At 65.5% G+C, this 22,940-nt stretch carries 19 protein-coding genes; 11 read left to right on the forward strand and 8 right to left on the reverse strand.

Annotation, left to right across the window (positions count from 1 at the left end):
• Nucleotides 1–73 precede the first annotated feature (73 nt).
• From PO883_RS28015 to PO883_RS28035, 5 genes are read right to left on the reverse strand one after another with little or no spacing between them, the layout of a single operon-like run.
• Entirely contained in the window at nt 74–1,420 is a 1,347-nt protein-coding gene (locus PO883_RS28015; RefSeq protein WP_289312684.1) for a sulfite reductase subunit alpha, read from the reverse strand.
• Nucleotides 1,417–2,427, reverse strand: a complete 1,011-nt coding sequence (locus PO883_RS28020; protein ID WP_289312685.1) for an FAD:protein FMN transferase — start codon at nt 2,425–2,427, stop codon at nt 1,417–1,419. Before PO883_RS28020 ends, PO883_RS28015 begins: the two co-directional genes overlap by 4 nt.
• Nucleotides 2,428–2,429: 2 nt before the next feature.
• Nucleotides 2,430–3,263 (reverse strand): DUF4198 domain-containing protein, encoded by an 834-nt coding sequence (locus tag PO883_RS28025; protein ID WP_289312686.1) that lies wholly within the window; start codon nt 3,261–3,263, stop codon nt 2,430–2,432.
• A gap of 11 nt (nt 3,264–3,274) precedes the next feature.
• On the reverse strand, nt 3,275–3,790 hold the full coding sequence (locus PO883_RS28030; protein ID WP_289312687.1) for a DUF2271 domain-containing protein: 516 nt from the start codon (nt 3,788–3,790) through the stop codon (nt 3,275–3,277).
• An 11-nt stretch (nt 3,791–3,801) separates the two neighbouring features.
• The gene (locus PO883_RS28035) at nt 3,802–4,440 is read right to left on the reverse strand and encodes a PepSY-associated TM helix domain-containing protein (RefSeq protein ID WP_289312688.1); all 639 of its coding nucleotides are present in this window, start codon (nt 4,438–4,440) and stop codon (nt 3,802–3,804) included.
• A 287-nt stretch (nt 4,441–4,727) separates the two neighbouring features.
• Here PO883_RS28035 and PO883_RS28040 point away from each other — a divergent pair, with 287 nt between their 5' ends.
• Entirely contained in the window at nt 4,728–4,946 is a 219-nt protein-coding gene (locus PO883_RS28040; RefSeq protein WP_289312689.1) for a hypothetical protein, read from the forward strand.
• Nucleotides 4,947–4,966: 20 nt separating this feature from the next.
• Here PO883_RS28040 and PO883_RS28045 read toward each other — a convergent pair whose 3' ends face one another.
• Entirely contained in the window at nt 4,967–5,605 is a 639-nt protein-coding gene (locus PO883_RS28045) for an ankyrin repeat domain-containing protein (protein ID WP_289312690.1), read from the reverse strand.
• Nucleotides 5,606–5,907: 302 nt separating this feature from the next.
• On the opposite strand from PO883_RS28045, the gene PO883_RS28050 reads away from it, so the two are divergent.
• The 5 genes from PO883_RS28050 (at nt 5,908) to PO883_RS28070 (ending at nt 13,504) form a co-directional block, all read left to right on the forward strand.
• Nucleotides 5,908–8,763: a 2-oxoglutarate dehydrogenase E1 component gene (locus PO883_RS28050; RefSeq protein ID WP_289312691.1), complete on the forward strand. Its 2,856-nt coding sequence runs from the start codon at nt 5,908–5,910 to the stop codon at nt 8,761–8,763.
• A 60-nt stretch (nt 8,764–8,823) separates the two neighbouring features.
• The gene (gene odhB / locus PO883_RS28055; protein ID WP_289312692.1) at nt 8,824–10,095 is read left to right on the forward strand and encodes a 2-oxoglutarate dehydrogenase complex dihydrolipoyllysine-residue succinyltransferase; all 1,272 of its coding nucleotides are present in this window, start codon (nt 8,824–8,826) and stop codon (nt 10,093–10,095) included.
• 91 nt (nt 10,096–10,186) lie between these two features.
• Entirely contained in the window at nt 10,187–11,620 is a 1,434-nt protein-coding gene (gene lpdA, locus PO883_RS28060; RefSeq protein WP_289312693.1) for a dihydrolipoyl dehydrogenase, read from the forward strand.
• Between the two features lie 64 nt (nt 11,621–11,684).
• Nucleotides 11,685–12,782: a cell division protein ZapE gene (gene zapE / locus PO883_RS28065; RefSeq protein ID WP_289312694.1), complete on the forward strand. Its 1,098-nt coding sequence runs from the start codon at nt 11,685–11,687 to the stop codon at nt 12,780–12,782.
• 20 nt (nt 12,783–12,802) lie between these two features.
• Nucleotides 12,803–13,504, forward strand: a complete 702-nt coding sequence (locus PO883_RS28070; protein ID WP_289312695.1) for a hypothetical protein — start codon at nt 12,803–12,805, stop codon at nt 13,502–13,504.
• Between the two features lie 106 nt (nt 13,505–13,610).
• Here the strand turns inward: PO883_RS28070 and PO883_RS28075 are convergent, their stop codons facing one another.
• Nucleotides 13,611–14,417, reverse strand: coding sequence for a PP2C family serine/threonine-protein phosphatase (locus PO883_RS28075; protein WP_167089447.1), 807 nt, complete (start codon nt 14,415–14,417; stop codon nt 13,611–13,613).
• A 222-nt stretch (nt 14,418–14,639) separates the two neighbouring features.
• On the opposite strand from PO883_RS28075, the gene PO883_RS28080 reads away from it, so the two are divergent.
• From PO883_RS28080 to PO883_RS28090, 3 genes are read left to right on the forward strand one after another with little or no spacing between them, the layout of a single operon-like run.
• The gene (locus PO883_RS28080) at nt 14,640–14,840 is read left to right on the forward strand and encodes a YdcH family protein (protein ID WP_167089445.1); all 201 of its coding nucleotides are present in this window, start codon (nt 14,640–14,642) and stop codon (nt 14,838–14,840) included.
• A 58-nt stretch (nt 14,841–14,898) separates the two neighbouring features.
• Nucleotides 14,899–16,905, forward strand: a complete 2,007-nt coding sequence (locus PO883_RS28085) for an ATP-dependent DNA helicase (protein ID WP_289312700.1) — start codon at nt 14,899–14,901, stop codon at nt 16,903–16,905.
• Nucleotides 16,906–16,908: 3 nt separating this feature from the next.
• Nucleotides 16,909–18,732: a DUF885 family protein gene (locus PO883_RS28090; RefSeq protein WP_289312696.1), complete on the forward strand. Its 1,824-nt coding sequence runs from the start codon at nt 16,909–16,911 to the stop codon at nt 18,730–18,732.
• Nucleotides 18,733–18,776: 44 nt separating this feature from the next.
• Here PO883_RS28090 and PO883_RS28095 read toward each other — a convergent pair whose 3' ends face one another.
• Complete coding sequence (locus PO883_RS28095) at nt 18,777–19,757, reverse strand: NADPH:quinone oxidoreductase family protein (RefSeq protein ID WP_289312697.1); 981 nt, start codon at nt 19,755–19,757, stop codon at nt 18,777–18,779.
• Between the two features lie 95 nt (nt 19,758–19,852).
• Here PO883_RS28095 and PO883_RS28100 point away from each other — a divergent pair, with 95 nt between their 5' ends.
• On the forward strand, nt 19,853–20,548 hold the full coding sequence (locus tag PO883_RS28100; protein ID WP_289312698.1) for a toll/interleukin-1 receptor domain-containing protein: 696 nt from the start codon (nt 19,853–19,855) through the stop codon (nt 20,546–20,548).
• Nucleotides 20,549–20,558: 10 nt separating this feature from the next.
• Nucleotides 20,559–22,919 carry a tetratricopeptide repeat protein gene (locus PO883_RS28105; protein ID WP_289312699.1) on the forward strand — a complete coding sequence of 787 codons (2,361 nt, stop codon included), beginning with the start codon at nt 20,559–20,561 and terminating at the stop codon, nt 22,917–22,919.
• Nucleotides 22,920–22,940: the final 21 nt, after the last annotated feature.

Raw genomic sequence — 22,940 nt, forward strand, 5'->3', positions numbered from 1 at the left:
ATTTAGATTCGCATCTGGTAAAATTGCCCGAACTATGCTTCATGCATATTTTTCGGCATGAAAAATGGCCTCATCAGTACACGTCGCGCCGGTAGCGGCCAGTCTCGTCCAGCAGCGCCAGGGCATCGCTGCCGAGCACCCTGGCCAGGGTGTCGTGCACCGCGCCGGCCATGCCTTGCAGGCTGCCGCAGACATAGATGGCCGCGCCCGCGTCGACCCAGGCGCGCAGCTGCGCGGCCTGCGCATCGAGCGCGTGCTGGACGTAGCGCACGCTGCCGCCATCGCGCGAAAAGGTCAGGCTGAGCGTGTCGAGCATGCCGGCCTGGCGCCACGCCGCGATGTCGGCGGCGCAGAAGTGGTCATGCGCTTCATTGCGCTCGCCGAACACCAGCCAGTTGCGCGCCTCGCCGGCGTCGGCGCGGCTTTTCAGGTGCGCGCGCAGGCCGGCGATGCCGGTACCGTTGCCGATCAAGACCAGCGGCCGCCCGGCGTTGTCACCGATCCGGAAGCGGCTGTGCTGGCGCACGCGCAGCAGCACCGGATCGCCTTCGCGCGCCTCGCGGCACAGCCAGCCGGACGCCATGCCAACGCCGCCGTCGTCGCGCAGGTGCAAGCGCACCAGCAGCGACAGGCAGCCTTCGCCCATGGTCGAGGCAATCGAATACTCGCGCGGATAATCCGGCTCGCCCGGCGCGCTTACCTGCACCAGGTCGCCCGCCTCCCAGCCGGGCAAATCCCCGGTGGCCGGCAGCAGGTCGATGCGGTACACCGGCGCGCCCGCGCTGCCCGGATTGAGCAGGCGGCGCGCGCCGATGCGCCAGTCGCCGTAGCTTGGTGCGCTCCAGTCGGGCGCATCGCTGGTGCCGGCCAGATGGCTCAGGTGATGCTGCCAGGTGTCGATGGCGGCGGCGCGCCCGCGGTCCACGTCGACCCGCTCGAACAGCGCCTGCGCCCCGCGTGCCTGCAAGGCGGCATCGAGACGGCGCCCGAAGCCGCAGTAATTGGCGTAGCTGCTGTCGCCCAGGGCCAGCAGCGCGTAATGCAGCTGGCCGAGCGCCAGATCCGGCTGCTCGAGCAGGCGCGCCAGGCGCGCCGCGCTGTCGGGCGCGTCGCCCTCGCCGTAGGTGCTGGCGATGAACAGGATGCGCGCGGCGCCGCGCAGGGTGGCGTCATCCAAGTGCTCGACGCTGACCGCGCGCGCCGACAGGCCGCCGGTGCGCAGGGTCGCCACGGTGTGCTCGGCCAGCGCTTCGCCGGTGCCGGTCTGGCTGGCGTAGGCCACCAGCCAGTCGGCATTGTCAGCGCCGCCGTCCTTGCGCAGGCCGCGGCGCGCGCGCAGCAGCGCCAGGCACATGCCCGCGTAGGCTGCCACGGCGGCAGCGGCGCCGCCCCAGCGCAGCGGATCGACACTGATCATCATTGCAGCAGTTCCTGGTAAGCGCTGGAGACGACTTCGCGCAGGCCGCCGCCCTCGCGCAGCAGGAAGCGCGCGGCCAGGTGGTGGCGTTCGGCGAAGGCCAGGCCATCGTCCGGGCCGAGCACCGACAGCGCGGTCGACAGCGCATCGGCCGCCATGCATTCGGCATGCAGCACCGTGACCGAGGCCACGTCGTTGCGGATCGGCGCGCCGCTGCGCGGGTCGAGCGTGTGCGAGGCGCGCCGGCCGCCATGCTCGAAGTAGCGCCGGTAGTCGCCCGAGGTGGCAATCGCCAGCCCGTGCAGCGCCACCGTGGTCTGGCCCGCGCCGCCGCCGGCATCGGGCACGCCTTCCAGCGCGACCCACCACGGCTGGCCGTCGGCCTTGCTGCCGGCGCCGCGCAGTTCGCCGCCGATTTCAACCAGGTAGTGATGCAGGCCTTGCGCTTCCAGGCAGCGCGCCAGCAGGTCGACCGCGTAGCCCTTGGCTACCGACGACAGGTCGATCTGCACGCCGCCTGCTTGCAGCGCGCGCCGGCTGCCCGCATCGAGGCGCAGGCGCTGGCGGTCGGCGCGCGCCACGATGGCCGCGCTGGCGCCCGGCAAGGGCGCGTAAAAATTGGCTTCGTTATAGCGCTGGCGCGCGCCGAAGCCCCAGGCGTTGACCAGCGCGCCGGCGCACGGATCGTACGCGCCGCCGCTGGCCTCGGCCACTTCCAGCGCGTAGCTCAGTACCGTGAAAAATTCATCCGGCAGGCGATGCCAGTTGCCCGCCGGGGCACTGTTAAAGCGGCTCAGGTTCGAGTCGCGTTCCCAGTGGCTCATTTGCGCCACCACCAGGTCGAGCTGGCGCTGCAAGCCTTCCAGCAGGGCCGGTCCGGCATCGCCTGGCGCCATCACGCGCGCCGACCAGCTGGTGCCCATGGTGCTGCCACCGAGGTCGTGCAGCATGCTTGCGCGCGGCGGCAAGGCCGGCGCGATCGCGAGGGGGACGAGAACGCGGCGCTCCATATTTACTCTGGCAGCACTTCGAGCGTGGCGGCGTAGCTGTAGCGGCGCGTGACTGCCGGTGCGTCGGCCGGGGCCGGGCCTTTCGGCTGGGCTTGCGGGAAGCCGGCGTTGAGCCAGTACATACCGGGCGCCGGCAAGGTCACCGCCACTTCGCCTTTTGCGTCGGTTTCCAGGCGCACTTCACCGAGCACGCCGCGATAGCGCACGCCGCCCGGAATCAGGCTGAAGGCGAATTTCGGCAGCGGCTTGCCATCGAGCTGGAAGCGCCACCTGGCCGTTTCGCCCGCGCGCAGGTCGGTCGGATTGGTCAGCGGGATCATCTCCAGCCCCACGCCGCTCGCTTTCAAGGCGCCGTCGCTGGTCTTGTTCGCGCTCACGAACGTTTCCAGGCGCTGGTGGGCGTAGGTGGTTTTCAGTTCCGCCGCGTCGCTTGGTACTTCCTTGGCAAAGGCTTCCTCGCTGCCGCGGAAACGCTTGGTTTCGCCCGCCTTGTCCTTGTAGCTGGCCATGACGTTGCGGCTGACGATGCTGATCTTGTAGGTGCCGTTCTTGGCCATCTTCAAATCGAAGGTGCTGCGCTGCTTGCCCATGTAGCCGGCCGGCGCAGGCGTAGCAACGCCATCCGGGTCGGTGACGGTGGCGCCATCGAGCTTGAGGGCGACGTGGTCGACGTCGAACAAGCCTTCCGAAATGGCGCCGTCGATGGTCACCCACGGCTCCTTCGATTCGACCATCGTCGACTGCGGGTACAGCCAGCCACGGTGCGCCGAGGCATGCAGGGAAACGGCGGCCAGGGCCAGCGCGAGCAGGGTTTTTTTCATTGTCGTGTTGTTCATGGTCGCTTCAATCAAGGGGTGATCTGGAGGGAGACCGCGCCAAGTTCTTCCTTGCCGCGCGCACTGTAGGTTTGCTTGCCCTTGAGCGGCAAGGTGAAAGGAACGCGTACCAGTTCGCGTCCGCCCGATTCACGCGCCGCTTCGATCACCAGCTTGTAGTCGCCGGCCGGGAGCTTGTCGATGCCGGTGCGGGCCGGGCCGAAGCTGATGGTCTGTTCGCCGGCCGAGCGGGTCGCGCCGCTCACGCCATCGATCGGCAGTTCCACGTCGCGTCCGGCCTTGCGCCACCAGGTGCGCAAGTCCTTGACCCACTTGGTGCCGGCGTTGTCCTTCTTCTTGACGTCGTACAGCACCGACAGGTTGGCGGCCACGCTCTGGTCGGCGCGCTCCAGCCACATCGCCACGTAAGGACGGTGGTATTCGGCCACGTTCAGTTGCGGGATCTCGAACTTGACGGCCAGGTCGGCGCCGACGGCCCAGCTGCTCAGCATGGGGAGGGTAAGGGCAAGCGTGTGCTGTAGTTTCATAGGTGGCGGACTTAGTGGGTAAACAAAAGGGCGAGCAGCAGCGGCAGCAGGATGCCGGCGCCGATCACCGGCCAGGTGGATGGGCGGTTGGCCGCGTGCAGTTTCATGATCAGGAAACCGGTGAGCGAAAACACCACGCACGCGAGCGCGAAAATATCGATGAACCAGCCCCACACGGGACCGGCGTTGCGGCCCTTGTGCAGGTCGTTGAGCCAGGAAACCATGCCACGGTCGGTTTTCTCGAATTCGGCGCCGCCGTCGACGGCGATGCGCAGCCAGGCGTCGCCGCCGGGCCGGGGCAGGGCGACGTACGCGTCTTCCTCGGTCCATTCGGCATCGATGGCGCCCACGTCCAGGCCGAACTCGCGGTCGGCCCAGCTGGCCACGCGCGGCGGCAGCGGCGCGCGCGCGTCGGCATGCCTGGTGGCGAACTGCTCCAGGTCGCGCCGCAGCGGCGCCGGCAAGCTGGCCTTGCGCTTGGTGACGGCCGGCTTGGCTTCGATCTGGGTGGCGTGGTTGAGCGTGATGCCGGTGATGCTGAATAAAAGCATGCCCATCAGGCACAAAGCCGAGCTGATCCAATGCCAGCGATGCAGATTCTTGAGCCAGGCGGCGCGGCTGGCGCTGGGGAGCGTGGCGGGGGAGGGCATCGGGTGCTTCCGTGAATGAATCAAACGCAAATGATAACTATTATCATTTGCGCGGTCAATGGACTGGGACTGGATTTACAATACGCAACAATCGCTTGTTGGCGGAAATGCGGCGGCGGGCGGCGCCGGTGCTGCCCGTGCCGCGTGGCAGGTGCCGCGTATTCGGCGCGGCATCTTTCGCCTAATCGTTACAATCGAAGCCGAGGCGGGACATCGGCACGTTCAGCGATGCGTCCGCGTCCTTGCCTGGCCAGCCAGGTACAAACATCATATCGCTTCCGAATTATGTGAGCGGTCCCTATACCTACGAGTCGCTTACCGAACGCGGCGCCGAGCTGATCAGCCATTTCATGATGGAGGCGCGCCGCTATTCCGACCTGGAGGCAGGCTTGCGCAGGGAGCGCGCCTACGGCGTGTACATGGGCTGGCGCACCCTTGTGATGGACAGCGCCGAAGCCGGGGTCTTCGCCGCCGACGACAGGCGGCTCGAAGAGTTGCTGTCCTGACCGGCGGCAACCGCCGGCGCCTACTCCAGCAGCGCGACCAGTTCCGGGCAACCCTTGTGGAAGCGGCTCGCGCGCGCATGCTCGAGCGCCGTCTTGTCGTCGTCGCCCTTGAGCGTGCGGCTGGCGCCCTTGGCCAGCAGGGCCTTGGCCGCGCCCACCTGGCAGAACTTGGCGGCCTTGACCAGGGCGCTGTCGCCGCTGCGGAAGTCGACCATGTCGACCTCCATGCCCCTTGCCAGGTAGTCGGCGAGCACCGCCATGTCGCCGGTGGAGGCCGCGTTCTGGAAGCGGATCAGGTCCTGGTCGCCAAAGCCCGGCGCGCATGCGCCCTTCCTGAAGTGCATCAGGCTGGAGCGGCGCAAGGTCATCTCCTCGCCCGCGATGCTGACGATCCCGTGCTGGCCCACATCGCTCATGGTCAGGGTCTTGTCGTCGGCCGACCAGCTGCCGTCCTGGTGGAAGGCGCCTTCGCGCCAGTCGTAGCGCCCGTCCGGGTGCAGGCTGATATTGACCTGTTCCGGGATCACGGTGGCGCCGCTCGACTGCTGGTAAAAGCACCAGTCGCCCGCCAGGTCGGCGCGCACACCGGCTTGCGCGGCGCCGGCCAGGCACCATATGGAGAGGGCGAACAGGGTAGAGGCGACGGTCGGCTTGGGCATGGCGGTGGCGAGGAAGGAAAAAGAGCCGATGTATAGCCATAATCGGAAACCGTGTCAATCTTTTTATCCATCCCGCGTGGTTTTGGTATCGCCCAACGGAAAAAGATGATCGGCAACTTTTTTCACGAGACGGGATGTTACGCGTACAATACGCGTGCTATTCTTCCGACCTCGTTAGAATGCTGCGAGCTTTACAAGTCCTTCCCCACAACTTGATGTGCAATCCGCTAACCGGTCAGGCCGTGTCGCGGAAGGTTAGATTAACCCGCCAAACTCGCGAAGCGCGAAGAAAGGTGAGCAAGATGATGCAAGAACAAACCGCGAACTCCTATTTGTTCGGTGGTAACGCGCCGTACGTTGAAGAGCTGTATGAGGCCTACCTCGACAATCCAGGCTCGGTGCCAGACAACTGGCGTGCCTATTTCGACTCCATGCAGAACGTCCCTGCAGTCGACGGCTCCAACAAACCCGACGTAGCCCACGCTTCCGTCATCGCCTCGTTCGCCGAGCGCGCCAAGGCCGGTCCGATCCGTGTCGTGACCGCCTCGCACGATCCTGAAATGGGCCGCAAGCGCGTCGCCGTCACCCAGCTGATCGCCGCTTACCGCTATCTGGGCTCCCAGTGGGCCAACCTGGACCCGCTGCAGCGCCAGGAACGTCCGATGATTCCGGAACTCGATCCGGCGTTCTACGGCTTCACCGATGCCGACATGGACATCGTGTTCAACATCAGCAATACCTACTTCGGCCCTGAAACCGCATCCCTGCGCGACCTGCTGAACTTCCTGCGCGATACCTACTGCCGTTCGATCGGCGCCGAATTCATGTACATCGGCGATCCGGCGGAAAAGCGCTGGCTGCAGGAAAAGCTCGAAGCGATCCGCTCGACCCCGAGTTTCACAGCCGAGAAAAAAGCCCACATCCTCGAACGCCTGACGGCCGCCGAAGGCCTGGAGCGCTACCTCCACACCAAGTACGTCGGCGCCAAGCGCTTCTCGCTGGAAGGCTCCGAGTCCTTCATCGCGTCGATCGACGAAACCATCCAGCGCGCCGGTGAAAATGGCGTGCAGGAGATCGTCATCGGCATGGCCCACCGCGGCCGCCTGAACGTGCTGGTCAACACCCTGGGCAAGTCGCCCCAGGAACTGTTCGAAGAATTCGAAGGCAAGCACGGCGACGACCTGCCATCGGGCGACGTCAAGTACCACCAGGGCTTTTCGAGCGATATCTCGACCGCCGGCGGTCCGGTGCACCTGTCGCTGGCCTTCAACCCGTCCCACCTCGAGATCGTCAATCCGGTCGTCGAAGGCTCGGTCAAGGCGCGCATGGAGCGTCGCGGCGACAAGGATGGCGCCCAAGTGCTGCCGATCCTGGTGCACGGCGATGCCGCTTTCGCCGGCCAGGGCGTGGTCATGGAAACGCTGAACCTCGCGCAAACGCGCGGCTACGGTACCGGCGGCACGATGCACATCGTGATCAACAACCAGATCGGCTTCACCACGTCCGACCCGCGCGATGCGCGTTCGACCCTGTACTGCTCGGACGTCGTCAAGATGATCGAAGCACCGGTGCTGCACGTGAACGGCGACGATCCTGAAGCGGTCGTGCTGGCGACCCAAATCGCGCTCGACTACCGCGTCCAGTTCAAGAAAGACGTCGTGGTCGACATCATCTGCTACCGCAAGCTCGGCCACAATGAGCAGGACACCCCGGCGCTGACCCAGCCGCTGATGTACAAGAAAATCGGCCAGCATCCGGGCACCCGCAAGCTGTACGCGGACAAGCTGATCGCCCAGGGTTCCCTGGCTGCCGACGGCGGCGACAAGATGGTCTCGGCCTACCGCGACGCCATGGACGCCGGCAAGCACACGATCGATCCGGTCATCTCGAACTTCAAGAACAAGTACGCGGTCGACTGGCTGCCGTTCCTGAACCGCAAATGGACCGACAGTGCCGACACCGCCGTGCCGATGACGGAACTGAAACGCCTGGCCACCCGCATCACCACCTTGCCGGAAAACTTCAAGGTCCACTCGCTGGTCGAAAAAGTGCTGGCCGACCGCGCCACCATGGGCCGCGGTGAACTGAACCTGGACTGGGGCATGGGCGAGCATCTTGCTTACGCTTCGCTGGTGTCGTCCGGTTACGCCATCCGCCTGTCGGGCCAGGATGCCGGCCGCGGTACCTTCACCCACCGCCACGCCGTGCTGCACGACCAGAACCGCGAGCGCTGGGATGCGGGCACCTATGTCCCGCTGTGCAATGTGTCGGAAAGCCAGGCGCCGTTCGTCGTGATCGACTCGGTGCTGTCGGAAGAAGCGGTACTCGCCTTCGAATACGGTTACTCGACCGCCGAACCGAACACCCTGACCATCTGGGAAGCCCAGTTCGGCGACTTCGCCAACGGCGCCCAGGTCGTGATCGACCAGTTTATCGCCTCCGGCGAAGTCAAATGGGGCCGCGCGTCGGGTCTCGTCATGATGCTGCCGCACGGTTACGAAGGCCAGGGTCCGGAGCACTCGTCGGCGCGTCCTGAACGCTTCCTGCAGCTGTGCGCGGACAACAATATGCAAGTGGTGCAGCCAACCACCGGCGCCCAGATTTTCCACCTGCTGCGCCGCCAGATGGTGCGCCAGTTCCGCAAGCCGCTGGTGATCCTGACGCCGAAGTCGTTGCTGCGTAACAAGGATGCCAGCTCGCCGCTGACCGATTTGGCCAAGGGCGCCTTCCACACCGTCATCGGTGAAGTCGACGAGAAAATCGATGCCAAGAAGGTCAAGCGCGTGATCGCCTGCTCGGGCAAGGTTTACTACGACCTGGTGAACGCCCGCAAAACACGCGGCCAGAGCGACACCGCCATCATCCGCGTCGAACAGCTGTATCCGTTCCCGCACAAGTCGTTCGCGGCCGAACTGAAAAAGTTCCCGAACGCGACCGAAGTGGTGTGGACCCAGGATGAGCCGCAGAATCAGGGACCATGGTTCCAGATCCAGCACAACATCTTTGAAAGCCTCGAATCGGGCCAGCGCCTGGCGTATGCGGGCCGTCCGGCTTCGGCCTCGCCTGCGGTCGGTTACGCCGACAAGCACAACGCGCAGCAGAAGGAATTGCTGGAAACGGCGTTCGCCAAGCTCAAGGGTTTCATCCTGACCAAATAATGACGGTGCGCCCCGGCTTGCTGCGCGGGGCGCCGCAACAAACAATACACGGAGTTTTACATGGCACAAATCGAAGTCAAAGTCCCAGTTCTGTCGGAATCGGTAGCGGAAGCGACCCTGCTGTCGTGGCACAAGAAAGTCGGCGAGCCAGTCGCGCGCGACGAAAACATGATCGATATCGAAACCGACAAGGTCGTGCTCGAACTGCCAGCGCCGAACGCCGGCATCATCACCCAGATACTCAAGGCGGACGGCGCCACCGTCGTCGCCGGCGAAGTCATCGCCATCATCGATACCGAAGCGTCGGCCCAAGTGAGCCCGCTGCAAGTGTCGTCGGCGCCGGTGCAGACCGCGCCAGCGGCCGCCGATCCGGTTGCCGCCGCCATCAGCGCGATCGCCTCGAAGGCCAATGTGGCCATGCCTGCCGCCGCCAAGCTGCTGGCCGATAACAACCTGACCACCTCCGACGTGGCCGGCAGCGGCCGCGATGGCCGCGTCACCAAGGGCGACGTCCTTGGCGCGGTTGCCGGCGGCGTCAAGCCAGCGGCACCAGCCCCATTGGCCGCACCTGCCGCGCCAGCGAAAGCACCGCTGCAGCAAGTGGCAGCACCTGCCGTCGCCAACCTGGGCGCACGTCCGGAAGAGCGCGTGCCGATGAGCCGCCTGCGCGCCCGTATCGCCGAGCGCCTGGTGCAGTCGCAATCGACCAACGCCATCCTGACCACGTTCAATGAAGTGAACATGCAGCCGGTGATCGACCTGCGCAACAAGTACAAGGACAAGTTCGAGAAAGAGCACGGCGTCAAGCTGGGCTTCATGTCCTTCTTCGTCAAGGCTGCTGTCGCCGCGCTGAAAAAGTACCCGATCATCAACGCCTCGGTCGACGCTAACGATATCGTCTACCACGGCTACTTCGACATCGGCATCGCGGTCGGTTCGCCGCGCGGCCTGGTGGTGCCTATCCTGCGCAACGCCGACCAGATGACGATCGCCGAAATCGAGAAGAAGATCGGTGAATTCGGCCAGAAAGCCAAGGAAGGCAAGCTGACCCTGGAAGACCTGACCGGCGGTACCTTCTCGATCTCGAACGGCGGCACCTTCGGCTCGATGCTGTCGACCCCGATCATCAACCCGCCGCAGTCGGCCATCCTGGGCGTGCACGCGACCAAGGACCGCGCTGTCGTCGAAAACGGGCTGGTTGTGGTGCGTCCGATGAACTACCTGGCGATGTCGTACGATCACCGCATCATCGATGGCCGCGAAGCCGTCCTGGGCCTGGTCACGATGAAGGAAACGCTGGAAGATCCTGCGCGCCTGCTGCTGGACCTGTAAGCACGCAGCGCGCCTGGCCGCCGCACGCTCCCCAGCGAGCGGCGGCCGGTGTGGATATTCGTAGCAGTAGAATAAGACAAGGGAATCAATAATGAGTGATGCAAAACAATTCGACGTGGTCGTCATCGGCGCTGGCCCTGGCGGCTACATCGCCGCCATCCGCGCGGCGCAACTCGGTTTCAAGGTTGCCTGTATCGATGAATGGGCCAACGCCAAGGGCGGTCCCGCTCCCGGCGGCACCTGCACCAACGTCGGCTGCATTCCATCGAAAGCGCTGCTGCAGTCGTCCGAACACTACGAGCACGCCGGCCATGCGTTCGCCGAGCACGGCATCGATTTCGCCGGCCTGTCGCTGAACCTGCCGCAGATGTTGAAGCGCAAGGAAACCGTCGTCAAGCAAAACAATGACGGCATCCTGTTCCTGCTCAAGAAAAACAAGATCGCCTTCTTCCACGGGCGCGGTGCGTTTTCCGGCGCCGCCGGAGGCGCTTACCAGGTCAGCGTCACCGGCGCCAATGCCGAGACGCTCGCCGCCAAGCACGTCATCATCGCGACCGGTTCCAACGCGCGTGAACTGCCGGGCGCACCGTTCGACGAAAAACTGATCCTGTCGAACACCGGCGCCCTGGCGATCGGCTCCGTGCCGGCCACCCTGGGCGTGATCGGCGCCGGCGTGATCGGCCTGGAAATGGGCAGCGTCTGGCGCCGCCTCGGTGCCAAGGTCACGGTGCTGGAAGGCTTGCCGACGTTCCTGGGCGCGGTCGACGAGCAGATCGCCAAGGAAGCGCACAAGCTGTTTGCCAAGCAGGGCCTGGAAATCAACCTGGGCGTGAAGATCAGCAAAGTGACGGCGGGCGAGAACAGCGTCACGGTCGACTACGCCAACGCCGCCGGCGAAGCGCAGAGCGCCGTGTTCGACAAGCTGATCATCTCGATCGGGCGCGTGCCGAACACCATCGGCCTGGGTGCCGAAGCGGTTGGCCTGAAGCTCGACGAACGCGGCTTCATCGCCGTCGACGACGACTGCAAGACCAACCTGCCGAACGTGTGGGCGGTCGGTGACGTGGTGCGCGGCCCGATGCTGGCGCACAAGGCCGAGGAAGAAGGCGTGGCGGTTGCCGAGCGTATCGCCGGCCAGCATGGTCACACCAACTTCAACACGATTCCGTGGGTGATCTACACCTCGCCGGAAATCGCGTGGGTCGGCCAGAACGAGCAGCAGCTCAAAGCGGCCGGCGTGGCCTACAAGGCGGGCACCTTCCCGTTCATGGCCAATGGCCGTGCGCGCGCGCTGGGCGACACGTCCGGCATGGTCAAGTTCCTGGCCGATGCCACCACCGATGAAATCCTGGGCGTCCACATCGTCGGCCCGATGGCGTCCGAACTGATTTCGGAAGCGGTCGTCGCGATGGAATTCCGCGCCTCGTCGGAAGACATCGCACGCATCTGCCACGCCCACCCATCGCTGTCCGAAGCAACCAAGGAAGCCGCGCTCGCCGTCGACAAGCGGTCGCTGAACTTCTAAATCCGTACCCCGCCGGGCGTGCCAGTGGTTCTGGCCCGCCCGGCTTTCTGCATTGCCTCCCCTGATGAATGTCCAAGAGTTCTACCAGCACGCCTTATCCCAACGCGGCTTTACCTCGGACGCGCAACAGCAGCGCGCGGTCGACCGCCTGCAGCGCGCCTATGAAGAATGGGTGGATTTTCGCGCGCAGCGCTCGTCCACCTTCAAGCGCCTGATCAACCGCCCGGACGTGCCGCGCGGGGTCTACCTGTGGGGCGGGGTAGGGCGCGGCAAGTCGTTTTTGATGGACAGTTTTTACTCGGTGGTGCCGGTGGTGCGCAAGACGCGCCTGCACTTCCATGAATTCATGCGCGGCGTGCACCGCGAGCTCGATGAGCTCAAGGGCGTGGCCGATCCGCTCGACGACGTGGCGCGCCGCATCGCCAAGAAATACCGCCTGATCTGCTTCGATGAATTCCACGTGTCGGATATCGCCGACGCCATGATTTTGTATAATTTGCTGACCGCCCTGTTCAACAACGGGGTGTCGTTCATCATGACTTCGAACTACGATCCCGACCTGCTGTATCCGGACGGCCTGCACCGCGACCGCATGCTGCCGACCATCGCCCTGCTCAAGGACAAGCTCGACGTGCTCAACGTCGACGCCGGCATCGATTACCGCAAGCGCGCGCTGGAACAGGTCGAGAGCTATTACACGCCGCTCAATGCCGCCTCCGACCAGGCGCTGCGCACGGCTTACGCGCGCATCGCCGAGACGGCCGACGAAGACCCGCGCATCCGCATCGAGGAGCGCGAAATCCGCGCGCTGCGCCATGCGGGCGGCATCATCTGGTTCGATTTCGCCACCCTGTGCGGCGGGCCGCGTTCGCAGAACGATTACCTGGAGATCGCCAGCCGCTTCCACACCGTGGTGCTGTCGGGGATTGCGGCCATGTCGGCGGCGCAGTCGTCCGAGGCGCGCCGGTTTACGTGGCTGATTGACGTCTTCTACGACCACAAGGTTAAACTGCTGATGTCGGCCGCCGTGCCGCCGGAAGAGCTGTACACGCAAGGGACGCTGTCGAACGAGTTTCACCGCACCGTCTCGCGTATTATTGAAATGCAGTCGCGCGAATACATGGATGCGGAGCGCCGCGGCGCCGCCGACTCCCTCTCGTGACCAGCCACAGGACAAAGACCATGAAAAAACTCGCACACCCCCTGATCCGCGCTTGCGCGCTGGCGCTGCTGGCGGCCGGCCTGGGGGCCTGTTCCAACAGCTTGCTGCCGACCTCGGTGGTGCCGGTGGTGCCGGCCACGGTGTCGGTGGAGCAGGCCGAACTCAAACTGGAGCAGGTGCGCAGCCAGCGCGCCGCCGCCGAAGCGCGCTATGCCAACAGCGAGGTCACCTGCTATGAGCGTTTCTTCGTCAACGACTGCCTGGACGAAGCGCGCGAATACCGGCGCGTGACGCTGTCCTACCTGAACGCGGTCGAGGACGAGGCCAAGCATTTCCAGCGCAAGGCCTCGGCCGATGCGCGCGACGTGGCGGTGGCCGAATCGGTGCGCGCGGCGGAAGCGGAAGAAGCGCGCCTGGCGGCCAATCCGACGCCGGCGGCGGTGGCGGCGCCGCCCAAGGTGAAGGGGCCGTCGACCAAGCCGACGCTGGAAGCGCGCAAGGCGGCGCAGGCGGCCAAGCTGGCGCGCATTGCGCAGGAAGAGAAGGCGGCCGGGCCGGAGCGCGCGGCCAATGCCGAAGCGTTCGCGCAGAAGCGCATCGATTCGGAGAAGCGCCAGCGCAAGGTCGAAGAGAAGAAAGCGGCCAGCGCGAAGAAGGCGGAGAAGGCGGCGAAAGATGCCGCGGCGGCTGCGCAGCCGAAGGAAGTCAAGATCTCGAAATAAGCCCTCAGCGGCGTTTTACCCACTACCACACGTCGTTCCCGCCTGCGCGGGAAGTCGTTTCTGCCAATGGCAGGAACGACGAGCTAGCGGGAACGACGTAGCAGCCTCAGACCGCCCGGCGCATCCGTTCCACCGTGTAGTTCGGCACTTCCTTGGGCGGCTTGACCAGTTTCACGATCGCCATGGTGCAATTGCCGCCCTTGCCGTGGGCCCGTTCCACCGCCTTGTTGATCAGCAGTTCGGACGCCTGGCGCGGGGTGTTCTTGTTCGTCACGGCGCCCAGTTCGTTGTCCGTGAAGAAGTGCCACAGCCCGTCCGAGGCCAGCAAAAAGGTGTCGCCCGCCGCCAGGTTGTCGTGGTGGCCCACCGCCACGAACGGCTCCTTGCGGCCGTTGCCCAGCACATTGACCAGCAGCTTGGAATGGCGGTGATTCTTGGCCGCTTCCAGCGGCAGCTTGTCGGTGCCGACCAGATGCTCGATGTAGGGCAGGTCGCTGGTGCGCACCGCGCACTCGGCCCGGGTGAAACGGTACAGGCGCGAGTCGCCCACGTGCGCCCACACCGCCGTGCCCTTGGGCGTGATCACCAGCCCGACGAAGGTGGTATGCGGCTCGGTCTTGCTGGTCAGCGCGTTGAGCTTGAGAACCGTGTGGGTTTCGAGCACGATGTCGCGCAGCAATCCCTGCAAGCGCTCGATGCTGGGATCGTCGCCCGGCTTGAAATTGTCGAACTGCTGCTTGGCCGTCAGCAGCACCTGGTCGGATGCGATGGCGCCGCCGGACACGCCGTCGGCCAGCACCGCCATCATGTAGCCGGGCGCGCGCGCGCCGGTGAACAAGGCGGTCCGGTTGGTTTGTTCCGGCCGATTACCGATGTGCTGCGCGGTTCCGGCCTCGATCTTGTATACATTCATAAGCTTGGGGTAAAGTCCTGGCTGCGTTACCATACGCCTGTCTTGGCTGTCGTATGCGATATTGTTGGCTGCAACGGCGCCGTAGATTAAACTATGCACTGAGTTGCCTCCTTGTTGCAAGCGGAGACGATTTTCTGTGCGACAAAAATTGTTTCCGATTGTATGCGTTTTTGGGCAGCAGTTGATGAAATTTTTGAAATGAACTTGTCTGGAATGCCACACATGAACGATGTCCAAACCATCCAGCGCCGCCTGATCGAACTCGATGTGGAACATCGCGACCTGGATGCGGTCATAGATATGTTGACCCTGGACGGGCACCACGACCAGTTGCAGCTGCGCCGGCTCAAAAAGCGTAAATTGCAATTGAAAGACCACATTACCCTGCTGAAAATGCAATTAGTGCCTGATGTCCCGGCCTGATCCGTCTTCGCTTCACTGAAATGCCACTTTGACCGACCCTCTCCTCGCGCCCGGGGCGCTGCACGACGCCGATGACGGCGCCGACACCCTGCCGGCCGGCAAACACGATGCCGAAGTCGACCGCCTGTTCAGCGCGGGCGGCCCGCTCGCGCCCTCGGTCGGCAGTTTCAGCCCGCGCCGCTCGCAAACCGAGATGGCCAAGTCGATCGCCCAGGCCATCGCCGACCAGAGCACCCTGATCGCCGAGGCCGGCACCGGCACCGGTAAAACCTTCGCCTACCTGGTCCCGGCGCTGCTGTGGGGCGGCAAGACCATCATCTCGACCGGCACCAAAAACTTGCAGGATCAGTTGTTCCTGCGCGACATACCGACCGTGCGCGCCGCGCTCAAGGCGCCGGTTTCGGTGGCGCTGCTCAAGGGCCGCTCGAACTACGTCTGCCACTACCACCTCGAACGCACCTTGCAGAACGGGCGCATGACCTCGCGCGAGGATGTCGGCAACCTGCGCGAAATCTCGCGCTTCATCAAGATGACCACCTCCGGTGACAAGGCCGAACTGGCCAAGGTGCCCGAAAACGCCCTGATCTGGAACCTGGTCACCTCCACGCGCGACACCTGCATGGGCGCCGAGTGCCAGTATTATCAGGATTGCTTCGTGATGAAGGCGCGCCGCGAAGCCCAGCAGGCCGATGTGGTGGTGGTCAACCACCACCTGTTCTTCGCCGACGTGGCGCTGAAAGATACCGGCGTGGCCGAGCTGCTGCCGTCGGCCAACACCATCATCTTCGATGAAGCGCACCAGTTGCCCGACACGGCCACCTTGTTCTTTGGCCAGACCGTGTCGACCTCGCACATCCTGGAGCTGTGCCGCGACGTGCTGGCCGAGGGCCTGGCGCACGCGCGCGGCGGCCCCGACTGGGCCAAGGTGGTGACCGTGGTCGAAAAGGCCGCGCGCGACCTGCGCCTGACCTTCCCGCAAGACATCATGCGCCTGTCGCTGGCGCAGATCATGCCGTCCTCCGACTTTTTCCCGGCCCTGAACACGCTCAAGGAAAAGCTGGCCGAGATGATCGACGTGCTGGAAGACCAGGCCGCGCGCGCCGAAACCATCGAGCAGGTGCGCGTGCGCGCGGTCGAATTGGCCGCCGCGCTGGACGCCTGGAAGCAGGATGGCAAGGGTAAGGTGGTCGAAGGCGACCAGGCGGTGCTGTGGGTCGAGGCCTTTTCGTCCTCCCTGCAACTGCACAAGACGCCGCTGTCGATCGCGCCGATTTTCAATAACCAGCGCGAAGGCACGCCGCGCAGCTGGATCTTTACCTCGGCCACGCTGGCGGTCAAGAACGACTTCAAGCATTTCTCGAACCAGATGGGTCTCACGGGCGAACCGGCCAAGACCTGGCCGAGCCCGTTCAACTACGAGCAGCAGGGCTTGCTGTACGTGCCGAATGGCTTGCCGGAACCGAATTCCTTCGGCTACACCGACGCCGTCATCGATTGCGCTCTGCCGGTGATCGAGGCGGCCGGCGGGCGCACCTTTTTCCTGTGCACCACGATCCGCGCCGTCAAGCACGTGTCCGAGCGCCTGCGCGACGAGTTCGCCAAGCGCGGACTCGATTTTCCGCTCTTCGTCCAGGGCGAGCGCGGCCGCACGGAATTGCTCGATTCCTTCCGCAATGCCGGCAACGGCGTGCTGGTCGGCTCGCAAAGTTTCTGGGAAGGCGTGGATGTGCGCGGCGATGCGCTCTCGCTGGTGATCATCGACAAGCTGCCGTTCGCGCCGCCCGACGACCCGGTGCTGGCCGCCCGCATCGATGTGATGGAAAAGCAGGGCTTGAACGGCTTCATGCACCACACCCTGCCCGAGGCGATCATCAACCTCAAGCAGGGGGCAGGGCGCCTGATCCGCGACGAGACCGACCGCGGGGTGCTGATGATCTGCGACCCGCGCCTGATTTCCAAGTCGTACGGCAAGCGTGTGTGGCAGAGCCTGCCGTCATTCAAGCGTACCCGTTTGCAGGAAGACGTGATCGCCTTTTTTAAACCGCCTCAAGAACCCCAGGACTAAGCCATGACCGTGCTGCGCTCGCTACTACTTTCCGCCTTGCTGGGCGCCTCCGTGGCGGCGGCGCTGCCGCTGCATGCCGCCGAGCCGCTGGCGCCAGGCGCCGCCGATCCGGTCAAGACGCCGGCTGGGGCGCCGGCCGCGCAGCTGGCCCAGCTGGCCGAACGCTATTATGAAGAGCAGGCGCGCTTCGAGCCGATCAACGCCACGTTCTCGGGCGACAACCGTTTCGACGATTTGCTGTCGATGACCATCGTGCCGTCCGTGCGCGCGCGCCAGTTCGCCATGCTGCACGAAGTGCGCGACGAGCTGGCCCGGATCGACCGCAGCAAACTCACGCCGCTTGACCTGACCACCTACGACGTCCTCGCTTTCGAAGTCAGCAACCTGCTGCGCTTCGAGTCGTTCAAGGATTATCTGCTGCCGATGAACCAGATGGACAGCTTGCCGGTGCTGCTGGCCAATTTCGGCGCCGGCGACGGTTCGCAGCCGCTGGCCACCGTGGCGCATTACCAGGCTTACCTCAAGCGCATCACGGCGCTGCCGCAGTGGACCGACGCGGCGATTACCAACATGCGCGCCGGCATCAAGCAGGGCATCGTGCAACCCAAGGCACTGGTGCAGGGGCTGCTGCCGCAGATCAAGGCGCTGGCCGCCGCCACGGTCGATACCAGTGCTTTCTCGGCGCCCGCGCGCTCACTGCCGGCATCGTTCAGCAAGGGCGAAAAAGCACGCATGACGGGTGCCTACCGCGAAGCGGTGCGGGTGCAGGTGCTGCCATCGCTGCGCAAGCTGGCCGCCTTCCTGGAGACCGAGTACCTGCCGGCCGCGCGCGAGACCGCCGGCTGGGGCAGCCTGCCGGACGGCGGCAACTGGTACCGCGCCTGGGTGGCGGCGCAAACCACGAGCGCGCTCTCGCCCGAAGAAATCCACCGCATCGGGCTGGCCGAGATGACCCGCATCAATGCCGAATTCACCAGGCTGGCGCCCAAGCTGGGCTACACAGGCACGCCGGCCGGCTTGCCGCGCTGGCTGGCGCAGCAGCCCAAGTACCGGCCGTTCAAGACCGAGGAAGACGTGCTGCAGGCGTACCGGGCGCTCAATGCGCGCATCTTGCCGATGCTGCCGCGCCTGTTTGCGACCCTGCCCAAGGCGCAGCTGGAAATCCGCGCCGAGCCGGCCCTGTCGCGCGATACCGCGTCCGACCATTACACAGGCGCGGCGGCGGATGGCTCGCGCCCGGGCATGTTCTGGGCCGTGATTCCCGACCCGGCCAAATACGCCAGCACGCGCATGACCTCCCTGTTCCTGCACGAAGGCCATCCGGGCCACCATTTCCAGCTGTCCAAGCAGCAGGAGCTGCCGATTCCAAAGTTCCGCAAGTTCGGCGGCAACAATGCGTATATCGAAGGCTGGGCCCTGTACGCCGAATCGCTGGGCAAGGAAATGGGCTTGTATGAAGACCCGAACGCCTACGCCGGCCACCTGATGCTCGACATGATGCGCGCGGCCCGGCTGGTGGTCGACACCGGCTTGCACGCCAAAGGCTGGACGCGCGAACAAACCATCCGCTTTCTGGTCGACGAGGCCGGCAGCACCGAGGAAGATGCGCGCAACGCGACCGAACGCTACATGGCGTGGCCGGCCCAGGCGCTCGGCTACAAGGTGGGGGCGCTGAAAATCCTGGAACTGCGCCAGCGCGCGCAGTCGGCGCTGGGCGACAAGTTCAGCCTGGCCAAGTTCCACGATGCGGTGCTGGCCGACGGCACCTTGCCGCTGGCGCTGCTGGAGACCAGGATCAACGCCTGGATCGCCCAGCAAGCCAAGTAGGCGTCCGGCCTCCGCGTTGCCCGGCCTCCGCGTTGCCCGGCCGCTTACGCGTCCGGTACGATCACCACCTTGCCGGTGACCTTGCGCGCGGCCATGTCGTTCAGGGCTTGCGCCGTCTGTTCCAGCGTGTAGCGGCCTGAAATGCGCGGCCGGATCTTGCCTTTGGCCAGCCATCCCATCAGTTCGCGCATGGCCGCCAGGTTGGCCTTCGGTTCGCGCTTGGCGAACTCGCCCCAGAACACGCCCATCAGCGACGCGCCCTTGAGCAGGGTCAGGTTGAGCGGCAGCTTGGGAATCTCGCCGTTGGCAAAGCCGACCACCAGGTAGCGCCCGCGCCAGCCGATCGAGCGGAAGGCCGGTTCGGCATAGATGCCGCCGACCGGATCGTAAATCACGTCCGGCCCCTTGCCGTCGGTGGCGGCCTTGATCGCTTCGCGCAAATCTTCGGTACTGTAATTGATGGTGGCGTCGGCGCCATGCTCGCGGCACACCGCCAGTTTTTCATCGCTCGACGCCGCCGCGATCACGCGCGCGCCCAGCGCCTTGCCGATTTCAATGGCCGCCAGGCCCACGCCGCCGGCCGCGCCCAGCACCAGCATGGTTTCGCCAGCCTTGAGCGCGGCGCGGTCGACCACCGCGTGGTGCGAGGTGCCGTAGGTGAGGGTGATGGCGGCGGCGGTGTCGAAATCCATTCCGGGCGGCATCGGCATGACAGCCTGGGCCGGCACCACGATTTGCTGCGCGAACGCGCCCTGGGCGGTAAACGCGATCACCCGGTCGCCCGGCTTGACGTTGGTGACACCCGCGCCCAGCGCGCTGACCACGCCCGACAGTTCGCTTCCCGGGGTAAATGGCAGCTCGGGCTTGAACTGGTACTTGCCCTGGATGATCAGCACGTCCGGGAAGTTGACCCCGGCCGCCTTGACGTCCAGCAGCACCTGGCCCGGTCCCGCCACCGGGGCCGCCACTTGTTCCACTACCAGGCTGTCGGGCAGCCCCCACGCTTTGCAAACCACGGCTTTCATTGGTGTCTCCGATGAGTATTGTTAAAAAATAGTACGACCGTTTGGTTTTTTGATTATGCCTGAATTCCGCGCTGGCGGGCCGCCAAGCCGTTTGCGTGCGCGCAAGGCCACCTCTGTCGCGCTTGTTAAAGTCGACAGGGCGAGCGCATGAGTGGGACCACCGGAGAAGGGAGGCTGACATGGCAATCCGTTATGGCTGTTTCTTTAGTTACGCCCACGGCCGCCGCGATGGACTGATGAACGCGTTCAAGATTGCCCTGTCGGATGCCATCCGCTGCTATCTGGAACCGTATTTTGACAATGAAGACGAGCTGTTCATTGATACGGAACAGCTCGGCGGCGGCGACGATATCGACCGCCGCATCGCGCGCGCGCTGTGCGAGAGCGTGACCATGATCCTGATCTACACGCCCAAGTACGAGGCGCACGGCTACACGCGGCGCGAGTTCGCCGCCATGCAGGCCATCGAGGCCGAACGAAGTCGCTGGTACACCATGCCCAGCCACCTGATCATTCCGGTGATCATGACCATGCATCCGGCCCGCTTGCCGCCCCAGATCGCCGCATCCAGCTTTTACGTGGATTTTTCGCATTTCACGATGGCGACGGGCGACTTGAAATCGCATCCGGAGTTCCTGCCCGATATCAAGAAAATCGTGAACAGGATTGTCATCCAATATGAATGCCTAAAAAAGTACATCCCCGTCGGCCATGATTGCAACCAATTCGTGCTTCCCGATGTCCCACCCGTGTGGCGCGATCTGCCGGATCTGACTTTTCCGAAAAAATAAGAGGAGCAACATGGAAATCAAACGCATTACTCTACCGCCCCTGGCCAGCCCGGGCGAGGTGACCACCTTCTACTCGTTCGAGAGCGGCCCGGCGCGCAGCATGGCCCTGTCGAGCATGGCGCTGCTGCTGGCCGGGCGGCACAACGCAACCGTGCCGGTGCTGATGATCGACTTCGATACCGCCGCGCCCGGCCTGCACCAGGACGCCGGGCGCCCCGCTGAACGGCCGGGCCTGCTGGAATACTTCCAGGCTTGCCGCGATCACTTGCGCCTGCTCGGGCGCGGCCCGGCGACGCGCGACGATGCGGCGCTGGCGCGCCAGGTGCTCGACGCGGTCGACTGGGAACCCTTCGTCGAGCGGGTCGACCAGAGCCGCCCGCTGTACCTGATGCGCGCCGGCCGCTTCGACGACAGTTACGGCGAACGCGCCGACCAGTTCGACTGGGATGGCTTGTTCGATGCCTGTCCGGCCCTGTTCCGCTGTTTCGGCGACTATCTGGCGCAGCGTTTCGCGCACGTGCTGGTCGATGCTCCCAGCGGGCGCTCGGCCGCCGTCAGCATCTGCACCACCCTGCTGCCGCGCCGGCTGGTGGCCGTGTTCACGCCCAGCCAGCGCAGCCTGGACGGGCTGGCCGGGGCGGTCACGCGCGCCATCGATTACCGCTGTTGCCACGAGGACGAACAGCGCCCGCTGCTGGTCTACCCGCTGCCAGCGGCGGTCGACAGCGCCGACCTGCAGCGCCGCCAGCAGTGGCGCCGCGGCGATCCGCAGCGCGCGCTGTCCGGCTACCAGAGCGTGATCGAGCAATTGCTGCGCCAGTGGTACGGCGTGGCCCGGGTGTCGCTCGACAGCTATTTCGATGAAATCCAGTTGCAGCAGATCCATACCGTGGCCGCCGGTGATGCGTTCGCGCCCGGCGCCGCCCGCGATGGCGACCGCTTTTCGCTGGCGCGCACCTTTTCCACCTTGCTCGACTGGATGAGCGGCAATTATTTTCCCTGGCAATCGCACGCCGAGGTTTGCCTGTGCGCCGCCATCGGCGCGGCGCGCGAGCGCCTCGGGCGCGGCAGCGCCACTGCGCTGTCGCTGCCGCTGGCGCTCGACCTGCACCAGCTCGGCGTGCTGTACCAGGGCACGGGGCGGGTCGAGGAAGCCATCGCCTGCTTCGAAGAAAGCACCAGCCTGCGCCAGCGCCTGCTCGGCGACGAGCATGCCGACACCCGCGCCAGCCGGGCCCTGCTGGCGGCGCTGCTGCGCCAGCAGGGCCGCCTGGCCGAGGCGCGCCTGCTGCAAGAGTTGCTGGCCGACGATTGCGTGCGCCTGCTCGGGAGCGACCATCCCGACACCCTGGCCGCGCGCGCCGCGCTGGCCGCCACCCTGGCCGAGGGCGGCGACTTCGCGCGTGCGCTGGCCCTGCACGAACAGCTGATCGAGGCCAGCGAGCGCGTGCTCGGCTGCGGCCACATGCTCACCCTCGAGCGTCTGGCGGGGCAGGCCCAGACCCTGGCCCGCCACGGCGAGTTCAGCCGCGCGCGCATGGTCTTCGAACGGGTGCTGGAAGGACGCGAGCGCCTGCTCGGCGGCGAGCACGAGGACAGCTTGCGCTGCGCCCAGCAACTGGCGGCCCTGCTGCTGGAATTGGGCGACCTGGGCAATGCGCGCAAGCTGCAGGAAGGGGTGGCCGGCGCGCGCGAACGCCACGCCGGGCCCGACCATCCGGCCACGATGCAGGCGCGCGAACTGCTGGCCGAGATCATGGCGGCCCAGAGCGACCTGGGCGGGGTGCGCGGGATGCTCGAACTGTTGGCCAAAAGCCGCGAGCGCTGCCTCGGGGCCGACCATCCCGACACCATCACCAGCCAGACCCGGCTGGCCTCGACCCTGAGCGAGCAGGGCGACCTGGACGCGGCGCGGCGCCTGCGCCAGAAACTGGTCGAGATGCGCGAGCCGGCGCGCGGCACGGGCGAGGCGCCCGCCCGCGAGAGCGACCCGGCCCCGGCGCGCCACGGCTATGGCGGCGAGGCGCGCAAGCTGCCCGATAGCGGGCAGCCGGGCGGCGCGCGGCGCAGCGGCATCCTCGACGCCGCCGACGGCAGCGACGGCCTCGCGCACAAGCTGGCCCAGCTGCAGGAATTGATCGACCAGCGCAGCGAGCGCGAGGCGCGCGTGCTGGCCGACAGCCTGCGCAAAAGCGTGCTGCGGCGCCATGTGCCGCCGCTGCTGCGCCTGCGCGGGGTGGCCCTGATCAAGCAGGTCTATCAGCGCAACAACGACAAGGATGCGCTGCTCGCTTTCGCCCAGGACGAAGTGTCCGCGCTGCAACAGGCGCTGACCGATGCCGTCGGCGGGCGCCCGGTCAGCGCCCGCTAAGACCAGGCTGGCGCGCGTCGC

Origin of the sequence: Massilia sp. DJPM01 (assembly GCF_030348125.1) — a bacterium.
Taxonomy (GTDB): Bacteria; Pseudomonadota; Gammaproteobacteria; order Burkholderiales; family Burkholderiaceae_D; genus Telluria_A; species Telluria_A frigida.

Coding starts and splice junctions, on each gene's coding strand:
- PO883_RS28015 (WP_289312684.1), bottom strand. CDS start 1,420: ATGATGATCAGTGTCGATCCGCTGCGCTGGGGCGGCGCCGCTGCCGCC.
- PO883_RS28020 (WP_289312685.1), bottom strand. CDS start 2,427: ATGGAGCGCCGCGTTCTCGTCCCCCTCGCGATCGCGCCGGCCTTGCCG.
- PO883_RS28025 (WP_289312686.1), bottom strand. CDS start 3,263: ATGAACAACACGACAATGAAAAAAACCCTGCTCGCGCTGGCCCTGGCC.
- PO883_RS28030 (WP_289312687.1), bottom strand. CDS start 3,790: ATGAAACTACAGCACACGCTTGCCCTTACCCTCCCCATGCTGAGCAGC.
- PO883_RS28035 (WP_289312688.1), bottom strand. CDS start 4,440: ATGCCCTCCCCCGCCACGCTCCCCAGCGCCAGCCGCGCCGCCTGGCTC.
- PO883_RS28045 (WP_289312690.1), bottom strand. CDS start 5,605: ATGCCCAAGCCGACCGTCGCCTCTACCCTGTTCGCCCTCTCCATATGG.
- PO883_RS28050 (WP_289312691.1), top strand. CDS start 5,908: ATGATGCAAGAACAAACCGCGAACTCCTATTTGTTCGGTGGTAACGCG.
- odhB (WP_289312692.1), top strand. CDS start 8,824: ATGGCACAAATCGAAGTCAAAGTCCCAGTTCTGTCGGAATCGGTAGCG.
- lpdA (WP_289312693.1), top strand. CDS start 10,187: ATGAGTGATGCAAAACAATTCGACGTGGTCGTCATCGGCGCTGGCCCT.
- zapE (WP_289312694.1), top strand. CDS start 11,685: ATGAATGTCCAAGAGTTCTACCAGCACGCCTTATCCCAACGCGGCTTT.
- PO883_RS28070 (WP_289312695.1), top strand. CDS start 12,803: ATGAAAAAACTCGCACACCCCCTGATCCGCGCTTGCGCGCTGGCGCTG.
- PO883_RS28075 (WP_167089447.1), bottom strand. CDS start 14,417: ATGAATGTATACAAGATCGAGGCCGGAACCGCGCAGCACATCGGTAAT.
- PO883_RS28080 (WP_167089445.1), top strand. CDS start 14,640: ATGAACGATGTCCAAACCATCCAGCGCCGCCTGATCGAACTCGATGTG.
- PO883_RS28090 (WP_289312696.1), top strand. CDS start 16,909: ATGACCGTGCTGCGCTCGCTACTACTTTCCGCCTTGCTGGGCGCCTCC.
- PO883_RS28095 (WP_289312697.1), bottom strand. CDS start 19,757: ATGAAAGCCGTGGTTTGCAAAGCGTGGGGGCTGCCCGACAGCCTGGTA.
- PO883_RS28105 (WP_289312699.1), top strand. CDS start 20,559: ATGGAAATCAAACGCATTACTCTACCGCCCCTGGCCAGCCCGGGCGAG.